The organism is Kocuria sp. APC 4018, assembly GCF_030407675.1.
Taxonomy (GTDB): Bacteria; Actinomycetota; Actinomycetes; order Actinomycetales; family Micrococcaceae; genus Kocuria; species Kocuria rhizophila.
The window spans coordinates 25,242-39,730 of sequence record NZ_JASDCY010000004.1 but is presented as its reverse complement, the minus strand read 5'-3'; the positions used below and the strand labels follow the sequence as shown (position 1 = coordinate 39,730).

9 protein-coding genes and 1 tRNA gene are annotated in these 14,489 nt (G+C 70.1%); 4 read left to right on the top strand and 6 right to left on the bottom strand.

From position 1 onward, the window contains the following. Positions 1-21 precede the first annotated feature (21 nt). Positions 22-1,317 (bottom strand): thymidine phosphorylase, encoded by a 1,296-nt coding sequence (locus tag QL985_RS01490; RefSeq protein WP_121566296.1) that lies wholly within the window; start codon positions 1,315-1,317, stop codon positions 22-24. A gap of 174 nt (positions 1,318-1,491) precedes the next feature. Here QL985_RS01490 and QL985_RS01485 point away from each other — a divergent pair, with 174 nt between their 5' ends. Then, positions 1,492-2,709, top strand: coding sequence for a nucleoside transporter C-terminal domain-containing protein (locus QL985_RS01485; protein ID WP_259905330.1), 1,218 nt, complete (start codon positions 1,492-1,494; stop codon positions 2,707-2,709). 31 nt (positions 2,710-2,740) lie between these two features. Further along, positions 2,741-3,676 (top strand): sugar-binding transcriptional regulator, encoded by a 936-nt coding sequence (locus QL985_RS01480; protein WP_259905331.1) that lies wholly within the window; start codon positions 2,741-2,743, stop codon positions 3,674-3,676. 45 nt (positions 3,677-3,721) lie between these two features. On the opposite strand, the gene QL985_RS01475 is transcribed toward QL985_RS01480, so the two are convergent. The 3 genes from QL985_RS01475 to QL985_RS01465 all read right to left on the bottom strand — a co-directional run bounded on the left by QL985_RS01475 (position 3,722) and on the right by QL985_RS01465 (position 8,072). After that, complete coding sequence (locus QL985_RS01475; protein WP_259905332.1) at positions 3,722-5,725, bottom strand: FAD/NAD(P)-binding protein; 2,004 nt, start codon at positions 5,723-5,725, stop codon at positions 3,722-3,724. 88 nt (positions 5,726-5,813) lie between these two features. Next, positions 5,814-7,790, bottom strand: coding sequence for a S8 family serine peptidase (locus tag QL985_RS01470; RefSeq protein ID WP_259905333.1), 1,977 nt, complete (start codon positions 7,788-7,790; stop codon positions 5,814-5,816). Positions 7,791-7,982: 192 nt separating this feature from the next. Continuing rightward, positions 7,983-8,072, bottom strand: a tRNA-Ser gene (locus tag QL985_RS01465). A gap of 263 nt (positions 8,073-8,335) precedes the next feature. On the opposite strand from QL985_RS01465, the gene QL985_RS01460 reads away from it, so the two are divergent. Continuing rightward, positions 8,336-9,457: a glycosyltransferase gene (locus QL985_RS01460; RefSeq protein ID WP_019310519.1), complete on the top strand. Its 1,122-nt coding sequence runs from the start codon at positions 8,336-8,338 to the stop codon at positions 9,455-9,457. Between the two features lie 10 nt (positions 9,458-9,467). Continuing rightward, positions 9,468-10,979 carry a lipopolysaccharide biosynthesis protein gene (locus tag QL985_RS01455; protein ID WP_050899492.1) on the top strand — a complete coding sequence of 504 codons (1,512 nt, stop codon included), beginning with the start codon at positions 9,468-9,470 and terminating at the stop codon, positions 10,977-10,979. A 44-nt stretch (positions 10,980-11,023) separates the two neighbouring features. Here QL985_RS01455 and QL985_RS01450 read toward each other — a convergent pair whose 3' ends face one another. After that, entirely contained in the window at positions 11,024-12,115 is a 1,092-nt protein-coding gene (locus QL985_RS01450) for a glycosyltransferase (protein ID WP_237573704.1), read from the bottom strand. Between the two features lie 118 nt (positions 12,116-12,233). After that, a complete protein-coding gene (locus QL985_RS01445) occupies positions 12,234-14,390 on the bottom strand; it encodes a RecQ family ATP-dependent DNA helicase (protein WP_039101056.1) in 2,157 nt (718 codons plus the stop codon). Between the last annotated feature and the right edge of the window lie 99 nt (positions 14,391-14,489).

Below are 14,489 nucleotides of genomic sequence, written 5' to 3'. Positions count from 1 at the left end.
ACGGCAGTGCGGGGCGCTGACTCAGTCGATCCTGTCGATGACGACGTCCTCGCGGGCGCCGGTGCCGTCCGCGGCGTCGGGGTCGATGGTGGCGCCGCCGGTCAGGGACTCCAGCGCGCGCTCGAAGCGCTCCGGGGTGTCCGTGTGCAGGGTGAACAGCTTCTGCCCACGGGTGACCCGCTCGCCGGGCACCGCGTGGATCTCCACACCGGCACCGGCCTGCACGGGGTCCCCCTGCCGGGCGCGGCCCGCTCCGAGGCGCCACGACGCCACCCCCACGGACATGGCGTCCATCTCGGTGAGCACGCCGTCCGTCTCGGCCAGCACGTCCTGCGTGTGCTTCGCCACGGGCAGCGGGGCCTCCGGATCGCCACCCTGAGCGGCCACCATCTTCTTCCAGGAGTCCATGGCCCGGCCGTCACGCAGCGCGGCCTCCACGTCCGCGTCCTTCACACCGGCCGCAGCGAGCATCTCCTGGGCGAGCGCGACGGTCAGGCGCACGACGTCGCTGGGACCGCCCCCGGCGAGCACCTCCACGGACTCGCGCACCTCCAGGGCGTTGCCCACCGTGCGTCCGAGCGGGCGGGACATGTCCGTGAGCAGGGCCACGGTGTTCACGCCGTGGTCCTTGCCCAGGTCCACCATGGTGCGCGCGAGCTCGCGGGCGTCCTGCTCGAGCTTCATGAACGCGCCCGGGCCGGTCTTGACGTCCAGCACCAGGGCACCGGTGCCCTCGGCGATCTTCTTGGACATGATCGAGGACGCGATCAGCGGGATGCACTCCACCGTGGAGGTGGTGTCGCGCAGCGCGTAGAGCTTCTTGTCCGCGGGGGCCAGGCCGCTGCCGGCCGCGCAGATCACCGCGCCCACCGTGTCCAGGATCTCCATCATGCGCTCGTTGGACAGATCCGCCTGCCACCCGGGGATGGCCTCCATCTTGTCCAGGGTGCCGCCCGTGTGGCCCAGCCCGCGGCCCGAGAGCTGCGGCACCGCCACCCCGAAGCTCGCAACCAGCGGGGCGAGCGGCAGCGTGATCTTGTCCCCCACGCCCCCGGTCGAGTGCTTGTCCGCGGTGGGCCGGGACAGCGCCTGGAAGTTCATGCGCTCGCCGGAGTCGATCATGGCCTGCGTCCACCGGGAGATCTCGGTCCGGTCCATGCCGTTGAGGAAGATGGCCATGGCCAGGGCGGACATCTGCTCGTCCGCCACCACACCGCGGGTGTAGGCGTCGATCACCCAGTCGATGGCCTCCGGGGACAGCGTCTGGCGATCCCTCTTCATGCGGATCACGTCAACGGCGTCGAACGATTCGACCATCCTGCTCACTCCCTCGTGTAGATGCGGCGCCGTGCTGGTGCGCTTCCGCGCCCGCGACACGACTCGTTCTCCATCCTATGCGCCGTTTCGGAAATTCTGGCACTTATAGTTTTGACAAATGTGCACGCTGCGGCAACGGGGCCGCCGTGCCGGACAACGAAAGCTGGGGTCACCGTGGGCCGTTTCCAGGGCCTGGTGGGCATTGCGCTCATCCTGGGCATCATCATCCTGTTCTCCCGCCACCGGCACGCCATCAAGTGGCGCACGCTGGGCGTGGGTCTCGCCCTGCAGGTGGGGGTCGCACTGCTGATCCTCAAGTGGGAGACCGGCTACGAGGCCCTGAAGTGGGTCTCGGACCTGATCCAGAAGCTCATCAGCTTCACCAACGAGGGCGTCATGTTCGTCTTCGGCGGGCTGGTCAGCGAGGACAACGGCTTCGTCTTCGCGCTGAGCGTGCTGCCCGTGATCATCTTCCTGGGCGCGCTCATCGGCGGCCTGTACTACCTGCGCGTGATCCAGGTGTTCGTCCACTTCGTGGGCACGGCGCTGAACAAGATCATGGGAACCTCCAAGGTGGAGTCCGTGTTCGCAGCCACGGTGATCTTCCTGGGGCAGAGCGAGGCCCCGCTGGTGATCAAGCCCTACCTGAGCAAGCTGACCCGCTCGGAGCTGTTCACGTGCATGACCGGTGGCTTCGCCGCCGCGGCCGGATCCACCCTGGTGGGCTACTCGCTGCTGGGGGCGCCGCTGCCCTACCTGCTCGCGGCCTCCGTGATGAACGCCCCCGGCTCACTGCTGATCGCCAAGGCCCTCATGCCGGAGACCGAGGAGTCCGTGGCGTCGGTCAACACCCTCAAGGTGAAGGACACCGAGTCCAAGAACCTCATCGACGCGATCGGCAACGGCGCGCTGAGCGGCGGCAAGATCGCGGTGATCGTGGGCTGCCTGCTCATCGCGTTCATCGCCCTGATCGCCATGGTGTCCGGCGGTCTGGAGTGGTTCGGCTCGCTCTTCGGCTTCGAGGGCTGGTCCCTCGAGGGCCTGTTCGGAATCCTCTTCGCACCGCTCGCCTGGGCGATCGGCGTGCCGTGGGAGGACGCCGCCCAGGTGGGCAACTTCATCGGCCAGAAGACCATTCTCAACGAGTTCGTGGGCTACACGTCCTTCGGCCCGGCCATCCCGGACCTGCAGCCCCAGTCGGTGCTGATCACCACGTTCGCCCTGGCGGGCTTCGCCAACCTGTCCTCGATCGCCATCCAGATCGGCTCGTTCGGCGGACTCGCGCCGGACCGCCGGGCGGACGTGGCCCAGATGGGCATGTTCGCCCTCTTCGCCGGCTTCCTCACCAACATGCTCAACGCCGCGCTCGTCGGCGTGATCATGGGCCTGTGACCGGTCCCCTGCCGGGTCGGGAGCACGGCTCGTGGAACTGAGCCCACGGGACGCCCAGTCCCTGGACGTGGCGCGGCTGTACTACCAGCGCGGGCTGCCGCAGGCTGACATCGCCCGCAAGCTGGCGATCTCCCGGCCCACGGTGTCCAAGCTGCTGCAGCACGCGAAGGACCGGGGGTTCGTGAGCATCGAGATCCGCGACCCCCGGGCCGTGTCCTCGGACGTGGGCCGGCAGCTGTGCGAGCGCTTCGGTCTGGCGCAGACGCGCGTGGTGGCCGCGGCGGACACGGACGAGGAGCTGCTGCACGAGCTCGGGGGCATGGGCGCACAGGTGCTCGAGGAGAACGTGGCCGACGGCGATCTCGTGGGCATCACGTGGGGGCGCACCATGCGGGCCGTGGCCCAGGCCCTCACACCCCAGCCGCGCAGCGGGGTGCACATGGTGCAGCTCAAGGGCGGCAGCAGCCTGGCCTCGCCGCTCGTGGGCCACCACGAGACCATCCGGCTGCTGTGCGCCGCGTTCGCCGCCTACCCCCACACCCTCCCCCTGCCCATGCTCTTCGACAGCCCCGAGGTCAGGCGGGTGGTGGAACAGGACCGGAGCATCAAGTACGTCCTGGATCTCGGGCGCAGCGCGCGCACCGCGATCTTCACCGTGGGCTCGGTGGCGGAGGACTCCCCGCTGCTCGTGCGCGACGTCCTCACTCCCTCCGAGCGCGCCGGTGTCACGCGCGACGCCGTGGGCGACCTGTGCTCCCACTTCATCGACGAGCACGGCCGGGCGGCCGTCCCGGAGCTGGACGAGCGCACCGTCTCCATCCCCCTGGACGCGCTGCGCCGCAAGGAGATCCGGATCTGCGTGGCCGGAGGAACCGCCAAGGTCCCGGTCCTGCGCGCCGTCCTGCAGGCGGGTTTCGTCTCCCACCTGGTCACGGACGAGCGGACCGCCCGCGCGGTGCTCGGCTGAACGCACGGCTCCACGACGACGCCGCCCGCGCCCCGGGCGCGCCGCTCACGGTTCGCGCCGCGCCCCCGCGAAGACGTCCTGCGCGATCTGGTCCGCGTCCGCGATCGTGCGGGCACCCAGGTGGGCAGGAGCCTCGGCCTCCGCGGCGATGGACACGCCCCACTGCACCGAGGACAGCTGCAGGCCGATCACGTAGATCCCCTCCTCCGCCTGGTCCCCGGCGCCCACGGCGCGGTAGACGAAGGACCGGGACGCGGCGTCGTCGTCCCGGTAACCGCGAGCGCGCTCGATGCTCACGTCCAGACCCGAGCTGGACTCGGGGCTCGCGCCGTCCTGGGTCTCCATGAGGCGGGCGCGCACCAGCCCGCGCTCGTGCATGTGGGTGAGCAGCGGCGAGATGTTGCGGTGGACGTCGTTGGTGGGGGACATCGCCTCGATGAGCCACCGCGAGCGCACCGGTGCGTCCTCGACCCACGGAGAGGCCGCCACGAAGCACCCCTCGGTGCGGTCCACCACGAAACGGGGCTCGGGGCCGAGGAAGCGGACCACGCCCGCCCGGGTGAGCGCCGCGAGCTGCTGGATCCGCAGCACGGGCGGGCCCGAGGCGAGGCCTTCCACGAGGGGCTCGAACTGGCGGCGCAGCTCGTGGACCCACGAGGAGTCCGAGATCCCGATCTCCGCGAGGACGCACTTGAGCACCGTGCGCGCGGCGTTGAGGGACGCGATCGCCATCTTCACGGGGTCGTCCTCGCCGCGCAGCGAGCCGTGGACATCGCGGTCCAGGTAGTGCACGACCGCCGCGGCGTACTCGTCGTGGCTCGCGAAGCTGACGTCCTCGAACGGACGGGCCAGCCGTGCCTGCTGCAGCTGCCGGCCGGGGACCACGGCGTCGGAGATCAGTGCGTCGCTGTGGTGCGACCAGCCGGGGTCGGTGGTGTCCAGGAGGATCTCGTCGAGCTCCCGCAGGAACTGCTGCGGATCGGACTGGAAGGCCTCGGGGGCGGTGCGGGCCAGGACCGTGTAGTAGTTCCAGATCACGTCCTTGCGGATCAGCGGCCACAGCTGCCGCTCGAAGGACAGGGCCCGCCGCGAGTCCTCCGCCAGCTCCTGCACGGCGTCCAGGGTGAAGAACCGGGTCTGCAGGGACTGCGCGTAGTAGCCCTGCAGCACGGGCTTCGCGCGGTAGGGGGTGCCCCGCCGGGAGCCGGCCACGATCTTCGGCTCGCGCCCTGAGGGGCGGTAGACCAACCGTTCGGGGTTGTTCGGGTCGGTGTCGAAACTCCCGCCCCGGCCCTCGGTGAGCCGTGCGAGCGCGTCGCAGAAGTTCAGACCCATGCCCCGCACCAGAACCGTCTCACCGCTGGGCAGCTCGGACCAGAAGGCGTCCGCGGGCACGGTGGGCGGCCAGTACGTGAGGCCGTGCTCGGCGGCGCCGTCCACCAGGTCCTTCTGCGCCGGGCGCAGGTGCGCGTCCAGGTGCCCCAGGGCGAGCACCACTGCGTCCGCCGGGAGCACGAGACCGCCCGACAGCTCCACTGCGTAGCGGTGCCGCCCCTCGGAACGGACCCACGCGTCCACGGCCTCCCCGCGGTGCACCTCCAGGTGCACCGTGTCCGGGAGGTTCTCCTGCAGCGTGGCGAACACCCACTCGAGGTAGCGCCCGTAGACGGCGCGCGGCGGGTAGCCCTGGGGAGTAAGGTCCGCGAGCGCCGCGATCTGCTCCGGTGAGAGCGGCGTCACGGGCGTGATCTCTCCCGCGACGACGCCGCGGCGCCACTGCTCGAAGCTCATCCCCCGCAGCGGTTCCGGCGAGGGCACCTCCAGCGCCCCGGGTGCCGCAACGACGGTGGGGAACAGGGAGGGCGTGTTCATGAGGAACACATCCGACTGGTCCGTGCGCCAGACGTGCCCCGGGCCGGGAGGGAAGGGATCCACCAGGTCGATGTGGACACGTGCCCCCGTGTGCGTCGAGCGGGCCACGAGCCGCTCCACGACCGACAGACCACGGGGGCCTGCCCCCACCACCACCACGCGCTGCTGAATTCCCATGCCGTCCAGGATATCGACGGGCAGGGCGGGGCCGGTGCATGCCCGGGTCACCCGCCCGGTCCGCCCTCCCGGCCCGCTCTGCGCGCCGTCAGCGGACCGCGGTGCGAACCACCTTCCCCGTGCTCCGCGTCCAGGTGTACTGCGTGGTCTCACCGGTCTTCAGGTTGCGGAAGCGCTGGTACGCCCCCGCGGAGGTCTTCACCTCGGGTGAGGTGGGGTAGCCGGCGCCGGCCTCGTAGCCGTCGCGGGACCACCGCTGCCCGATGGCCGATGTCTCCACCACGGGCTGCGCGCCGGTGGCCTTGCTCCACATCATCTTGGTGGCGCGCCGGGTCTGCGGGTCCACGAAGCTCTGGTAGGCCCCGCCGGTGGCGGTAGGCTGCTCGTCCTTGTGCGGCAGCCCAAGTGCTGCGTGTCCGCCCAGCTGCACGTAGCGCGCACCGATACCGGTCCAGGTGTCCACCCGGTGCGCCCCGGTGCCGGGGGACCAGTAGATCCGCGTGGTCCGGCCGTTCTTCACGAAGCTCTGGACCACTCCGCCCGTTCCCGTGCTCTGCTCGCCCGTGGTGGGCGCCCCCATGGTGGCGGCTCCTCCGTGGGCGTTGTAGTAGGTGGCGATGGCCCCGCGCACCGTGGGCTTGGCCTTGGGCACGGCTCGCGCCGCCGCATAGCCGTTCACCTTCCGGTAGCCGTTCACGGAGGTGCCGGTGCTGCGCAGGGTGCTCCGGATGGCCTCGACCCCCAGGTCCGGGTTCCGTTCCTTCATGATGGCGATCACCCCGGCCACGTGGGGTGCGGCCATGGAGGTTCCGCTGAGGTCACCGTAGGACGGCTTGCCGATCGAGTAGGTGCCCGTGTTGACCGTGGACCAGATGGGGGCGCCCGCGTCTCCCCCCGGAGCCACGACGTCGAGCATCGGCCCCCAGTTGGAGTATCCGGTGAGCTGGTTGTGGGAATTCGTGGCCCCCACCACGATGGCGCCCCCGCAGTTGGCGGGCGAGGCCAGGTTCGCGCTCTTGGCCGCGTTGCCGGCCGCCACCACGAGCGGCACGTTGATCCTGTGCATCCGGTTGATCGCGTTCTGCATCACCGCGGGACAGGTTCCGGAGTCCCACGCCTCCGACAGGTTGACCACCTTGGCCGGGTTCGTGTTCCGGGGCACTCCCGGGATGGGAATGCCCGCAGACCACATCACGCCGTCCGCGATGTCCGAGACGTACCCGCGGCCGTCCGCCCCGAGAACGCGTGCGTGCTGGATCTTCGCGTCGGGGGCCACGCCGGCGATGCCCATCCTGTTGTTCGTCTGCGCGGCGGCGATGCCCGCCACGTGCGAACCGTGCCACCAGGAGGGCCGCCCCGGGCTCCAGTCCCCCTGGTCCTGCGGGTTCGCGTCACGCCCGTTGCCGTCCCGCGAGTGGTAGGTGTCGGAGAGGAAGTCGTAGCCGGGCACCGTCTTGGCGTTGAGGTCCGGGTGGTTGATCTGGCCAGTGTCCGCAATGCCGATCACCACGCCCTGACCGGTGCCCTGCCACCACGCGTTCGGCACGCCGATGTTGCGCGGGCCCCACTGGTAGTTCCAGTTCGTGTCGTTCGGGGTGGCGGGAGGTGTCGCGGCGAGCGCCCCCACCACGATCTGGTCGGGCTCCGCGGACTCCACGGCAGGGTTGGCCTCGATAGCGGCCACCATGTCCTTCTGCTCCGCAGGGGAGAGCATGGTGTCCGTCTCCACGACATCCTCACCGCTGCCCGTGGCCCGGACCGTCTCCGCCCGCGGGACGTCAGCGGTCTGCGAGGCTTGAGCGAGCGCGGCACTGCGGTGCTCCCGGGGCGCGCCCTCCTTGTACTCCACCACGAACCGGTCCGTCTCGGGGAGCACACGGCCCTGCCCTGCCGACCCCCGGCCCAGGGTGGCCACTCCCCCGGTCACCGCCGGCTGCGCCTGCGCGGCCTGCTCTCCCGACGACGCCGCTCCATCCGGGGGCGCCGCAGCCGCGGGTCCCGCGGCGGCGATCACGGCCACCGACAGTCCTGCCGCGATCCAGCCGCGCACTCGTACGTTGCTCATACCCGTTCCTCCTGCTCCGGCCCGGGTCCGGTACGCCGCGGACCCGAGCGGGCGGGAGTGGACCTGGTGCTGTTTTGGAGTGTATCCATGTGCATCGATATGCAGGAGCAAACACGTCGGTCGCCGGATTGTGACAGGGGGAGACACGCAGAACGCCGCCCGCGTGATCGCGGACGGCGTTCTGCTCGTGGGCGGAGACGGGGGGATTTGAACCCCCGGCCCGGGGTTAATCCGAGCCCTTCATTAGCAGTGAAGTCCATTCGGCCGCTCTGGCACGTCTCCGTGTCATTCGTGGCGACGGGCGCCCCGGGGAACGCCTCACCACAAAACAACGGTTATCAGACTATCGGGCTGGTGCGCGGGCGGTCAAAGCGGTCGCCTACGCAGGCCGTGAGCCCCACGCGGATGGACGTCGGCCGCCCTGACGCGTCGGCCCAGTTCGTCCGGCGTGCCGCCACGGGATCCAGTACCCGCGTGGACCTGAGTGATAATCGTGGAGGTGCGGCGTCAAGCCGCCCTCTCCTCTTCCGAAAGGCCGTCGTCCTGTGCGTTCCCTCGTCGTCACCGCGTGGTTCCCCGATGCCAAGACCCCCAGCCGCACCCCCTTCATCCTCGAGCACTGCTGGGCCCTGCAGGAGGCCGGCCACCAGGTGGCGGTCGTCCACGTCCTCATCGGACGCGCCTCGGGCACGACCGTTCAAGAGAGCTACGAGGGCGTCCCTGTTACGCGTGTTCGGCTCAATGTCGTGGACCCACGCAGCTATGTCGAGGTGACACGGGTGATCTCTGCTGGTCTACGGGGCGCAGACGTGCTGCACACCATGGCTTTCTCCGCAGTGCTCTTTGCCGCGGCGCCCTGGGCTGTGCGCCGACTGCCGTGGGTGCACACGGAACACTGGAACGGCGTGGTGAACCCGAGCAGTGTGGGTCCTCTGTGGGAGCGTTCAGCCTGGTTGCGGCACGCCCTGCGGTTGCCCCATGCCGTCACTGGCGTGACCGATGCACTGTGCCGGGAAATGGCCCGTTTCTCCCGGCCTGGCGCCACGCATGTGGTGCCCTGCGTCGTGCAGAACCCGGAACCCGCCACGGCATTTCCCAGCAGCCCCCCGATCGGTTTGGTGGGGGTCGGGGCCCTCATTGATCGCAAGCGCCCGGTACTGGCCCTGGAAACCATCGCGGAACTCGTGCGACGAGGCATGGACGTGCGCTACACCTTGGTGGGCAACGGTCCTCTCATGAACACACTGCGCAGTACGGCTCGCGACCTGGGCATCGAGGACCGTGTGGAACTCACCGGGCCGATTCCCCCGGCCGAGGTTGCGGATCGGCTCGCCGCGGCCCACATCTTCTTCCTGCCAAGTGCGCAGGAAAATTTCTTCACAGCAGTGGCCGAGGCGATCGCCGCGGGTCGGCCAGCCGCTGTGCCGTTGAGCGGCGGTTTTGACGACTACTGCACTGAGGAGAATTCCGTCCTCACCGACAGCTGGGACGTGTCCGATCTCGCCGACGCCGTCCAGCGGGCCTGGGACACCTTCCACAATGCTGACCCGGCCGCGATCGCCAGCACCGTGCGCACTCGGTTCTCCCGGGCGGAAGTCGGCTCCGCGTTCTCCCGAATCTATCGATTGGTCGCCCACGAGGATCCAGGGACCCGCGGCGATCGATAAACTTCCACGAGTGACGTCAAGCCCCCCTTCTCCAGCGCCCCCCGGCAAGTGGCGCCGGATTCTTTTCCCGCCGCCCAACCACGAGAACAAGGACAACCCCATCGGGTCGTCCTTCGCTCTGACCGTGGTGGCGGTGTTCGTCCAGGGGCTGTCCCGGTTCGGCTACAGCCTGCTGATCGGCAACATGCTGGGCAGCGAGATCCTCGGCCAGGTCAACCTGGCGATCTCCCTGGCGCTGTTCCTCGTGCTGCTGTGGCCGCAGGCCTCAGGCAACGCCGCCTCCAAGTTCATCGCCATGGCGCGCGGGCAGCAGCACCGTGAGGAGCAGCTCTCCGTGGCGGTCTACACGTCCCGGACGGCCGCGCTGGCCACCGCCGTGCTGGCCGTGGCGGCGGTCGGGGTGGCCACGTGGTCGCTGCACCTGCCACCCTCCTACGCGGTCTCGGCGGGCCTGCTGGTGGTCGCACTGTCCGCCTACAACTTCGTGCGTGGAGTCCGTACCGGCAACAACCAGTTCGTCACCACTGCCGTGTGGGACTGCATCAGCTCGGGTGTCACCCTCACCCTGCTGCTGCTGGTCCTGCTGGGAGGGTTCACTCCCCTGCTGCTGCTCCCGCTGAGCCTGGGGTACCTCATCTACGCGATCCCGGGCTGGCCCCGCACCTCCGGCGGGCCTCTGCCCCGACCGCTCAAGCGAGAGATCAACACGTTCACCGTGTGGGCGGCCATCAACATCCTCACGGCCTCCGGGCTGCTGCAGCTCTCCATGATCATGGGCAAGCACTACGACACGGCCTCAGCCGTGGGCCAGTACTCCGCGGCCGTGAGCATCGCGACGCCCGCGAGCATGCTGTCCTCCTCCATGCTGGTGGCGCTCGCACCGGCGGTGGCGCGCATGTTCACGGCCGGAGACCTCCCCGGCATGCGTCGGCAGCTGGATTCGATCCTGCGGATCATGGTGCTCGTGTTCCTGCCCGTGTTCGGGGTGGGAATCCTGTGGGCGGAGCCCATCATCCACCTGCTCTACAACGCGCGGGCCGAGGAGTTCACCCAGGCCGCTCCGCTGCTCATCGTGCTCTTCTTCGCGGTCTCCGCCACGAGTTTCAACGCCTCCAACTCGCGACTCAACGGCGGCGAGAACTGGGGCGTGCGCGCCCTCGCCGCGGGCAACGCCGTGGGCCTGCTGCTGGGAGTGGGAACCATCCTGTGGTGGGGGCCCGAGCTGGGGGTCATGGCTGCGGCCCTGGGCTACCTGGTGGGCTGCCTGGTGAGCTCCCTCGGGCCGCTCGTCATCGTGTGGATCCACGACCGCATGGCCTGGACGGGGCTCATGCTGCGAGTGGCAGCGGGTTACGTTCTGGTCCTGACGGGGGTGTGGTTCGTCACGACCCACCCGGGCATCGGCTCGAACGTCCTGGCCACGCTGGTGTTCCTGACCGCCTGGTTCGCCATTTCTTGGCAAGATGTAGTTCCTCGCCTCCATTCCCTGCGGGGCCGGGCACAGCTGCGCCGAGAGCGGTGAACCGGAGCCTGCTCGCGAGGGCTCGGTCTTTCTCCTGACTCTGCTCAGCGAGACCCGATGCGGTAGCGGAACATCTGCACGGCGCTCGCGGCAGCGATGCGCAAGGGGCTCTGCCGATCGAGCGCCCAGCGGGGATCCGAAGTGATCAACGCCGCTGGGGCGGCAAACCGGCGGCGTGCCTGCAAGGCCTTGAGGAGATCGTCCCCACCCGCTCCATCACGCAGCAACCGGAGAACCTCGACATCTGCGTGGGAAAGGCGCTGCTCAACATGGGGAGCGAAGGCCAGCATCTCCTGCGCCGTGCGATTGGCAGCCTCTTCGAGCTGCGGGCCCCATTGCCCCGCCCGCAACGACTCTTCCAGGGAGGGAAAGAAGTTCACCCGGATGTACTTGAGTATGTAGGACGCCCGCAGACCCGAACCAACCGGCAGTGCCCCCGGACCGTGCGTGATGTCGAGGGCGGCAGCGACCTGCGCGCGGATGGGCAACGGCTGTCTGGACACCCGCACCTCGGCGTCCGCGTGCACGAGATATCCGGGTGATCCCGGGGCGTAGTCAATCCTTGCGGCGCCGGCGTACAGAGCCAGCACGAAGGCCTGGTCCTCACCCGTGCGCACATGCTCGTCGAACCGGGCCCCGAGACGATGGATGGTGGCCACCCGGACGAGGCCGAACGCTGAGCTGCGATACCCCAGCCGGTCCTTCACCGGGTCCAGACGGGAGCTGCGGAACGGGCGGAGGATGGGGGTGATGTCCACTCGATGGCCCGTGTGGTGCTGGAAGGGGATCACGAGGTCGCTGCCCCTGCGCTCGGCGATCCCGAGCCACCGGGTCACCGCGCCCGCGTCGAGGGTGTCGTCGCTGTCGAGGAAGCTGATGTAGCGTGCCCTGGTGCGGCGAAGGGCTTCGTTGCGGGGCACCGCCGCCGTGCTCCCACGGTCCTCGCACTCGATCACCGTGACCGCTGCGCGCTGCTCAGCGGACAGGACGGCCCGGACCTCGTCAGCGGACACGTGGTGCGCCACCACCGTCACGCGGCACTGCCCCGGGCGGGCTCCTCGGCTCGCACGAAGCGCGGAGGACACGGCGCGTTCGATGGGACGTGATGTGGAGTGGACGGGAATGACGATCTCCACGAGCGGATCACCTGAGTGCTGGGCCATGCCGTCAGGATAATTCAGTGTCCGGAACCCGAGCTGGGGACGCTCCGGGGGGGGGGGCGGCGGCCCCGGCCCGGTCGGGCACTCAAACCGCTCAGCCCTGTGCCGCGAGCACGAACGGCAGCACGGCCTCAGCACCGGCCAGCCGCAGCTGCTGCGCCGCGACCGTGAGGCTCCAGCGGCTGTCCACGAGGTCGTCCACCAGCAGGACCACGGGACGCCCCGAAGCGCTGAGCTGCTCCGTCACGTCCGGCGGAACGGTGAACCGGTCCCACACCTCGGCAAGCCGGTAGGCACTGTTGCCCCCGTGGCTGCCCCGGGGGACGTCGGGATTCAGCTCCAGCGCGCCCCAGAACGGGAGGTGGCCCGCCGACGCAATGCCCCGTGCCAGGGAGTCCACCAGCTGCGGTCGGGACTGGGACGGCATGGCCACCACGGCCGTGGGCCGCTGCTGCCAGTCCCACTGCGACAGCACCGTGAGGGCGGCCCGTCCGAGGTCCGCGGTGACCTGGGAGTCCACCGGCTGCCCGTTCGCGTCCGCGCGGAAGATCTCCCGCAGCCGGGCCCCCCAGCCGAGATCGGTGAGGCGCGCCACGGCGCGACCGCGCTCCGCGCGCTCCGTCTCCGGGATCTTGCCCTTCACACGGATGCCGAGACGCTCCATTCCCGTGGGCCACTGGGCGCGCGGCTCGAGGGGGACACCGGCGCGGTGCAGGGCGGCATCCGCCGCGGAGGAGACCTCGGGATCGACGTCGGTGGGGTACCACGGCCCCGCGCACACGTCGCACCGCCCGCACGGTTCCCCCGAGGGGTCGTCGAGCTGGCGCGTGAGGAACTGCATGCGGCACCCGTCCGTGACCTGGTAGTCCAGCATGGCCCGCTGCTCGGCCTCCCTGGCGCGGCCCACACGGTCGTACCGCGGAGCGTCGTAGTGCCACGGCCTGCCGGTGCTCTGCCATCCCCCGCCCACGCGTTCCACGGCTCCGTCCACGGCGAGCACCTTGAGCAGCAGCTCCAGCGGCGAGCGCTTGATGTTGACGCGGGGCTCCAGCGCCGCGACGGACAGCGGCCCGCCGTGCTCCGCAAGTGCGGTGAGGACGGCGGTGGCCTTCTCCTCGGTGGGCATGGACGCGGTGGCGAAGTACTCCCAGATGTCCCGGTCCTCGCGCCCGGGGAGCAGCAGGACGTCCGCGGTGTCCGTGGCGCGCCCGGCACGCCCCACCTGCTGGTAGTAGGCCACGGGGGACGACGGCGCACCGAGGTGCACCACGAAGCCCAGATCGGGCTTGTCGAAACCCATGCCGAGCGCGGAGGTGGCCACGAGGGCCTTGACCTGGTTGTCCTTCAGCGCCGCCTCGAGGTCCTCCCGCTCCGCGGCGTCGGTGCGGCCCGTGTAGGCGGCCACGCGGTGACCCGCGTCCGTGAGGGCCTGGGCGGTGTCCTCCGCCGCACCGATGGTCAGGGCGTAGATGATCCCGCTGCCCGGCAGCTCGTCCAGATGGGCCAGCAGCCAGGCCAGCCTCGCCGAGGTGGAGGGCAGGCGCAGCACCCCCAGCCGCAACGACGCGCGGGACAGCGGACCGCGCAGGGTGAACACCTCGCCCCCGTACCCGGAGCCCACCCCCAGCTGCTCCCTGACGTCCTCGATCACGCGCTCGTTCGCGGTGGCCGTGGTGGCCAGCACCGCCACGGAGTCCGGCAGCTGCGCCAGCATGTCCTTGATCCGCCGGTAGTCCGGGCGGAAGTCGTGGCCCCAGTCCGAGATGCAGTGCGCCTCGTCCACGACCAGCAGCCCCAGCCGGTCCATGAGCTGAGGCAGCTGCTCGTCCCGGAACCGCGGGTTGTTGAGCCGCTCCGGCGAGACCAGCAGGACATCCACCTCACCGCGGTCCAGGGCACTGGAGATCTCCGCCCACTCGGTGGGATTGGCGGAGGAGATCGCGGCCGCTCGGACCCCGGCACGCTGGGCGGCCGAGACCTGGTCCCGCATGAGCGCGAGCAGCGGGGAGATGATCAGCGTGGGCCCGTAGCCCTGCGCCCTCATGAGCAGCGCGGAGAGGAAGTAGACGGCGGACTTTCCCCAACCAGTCCGTTGCACCACGAGAGCCCGCCGGTGCCCCTCCACCAGCGCCGAGACGGCCTCGAACTGGCCCGGGTGGAAGTCCGCGGACGGATTGCCCGTGAGGTCTCTCAGGTGCCCCAGGGCACGGGCTCGCAGATCGGACGGGGTGGACGGCTCGGACGGAGTCATGTGCTGCAGTGTCGCAGGGGGTCCGGACACGCACAACGAGCGGCGACGGCACGGCGTCGAGCAGCGGTCGCGAGGAGATGGCGGGCGCGCGGCGCACCT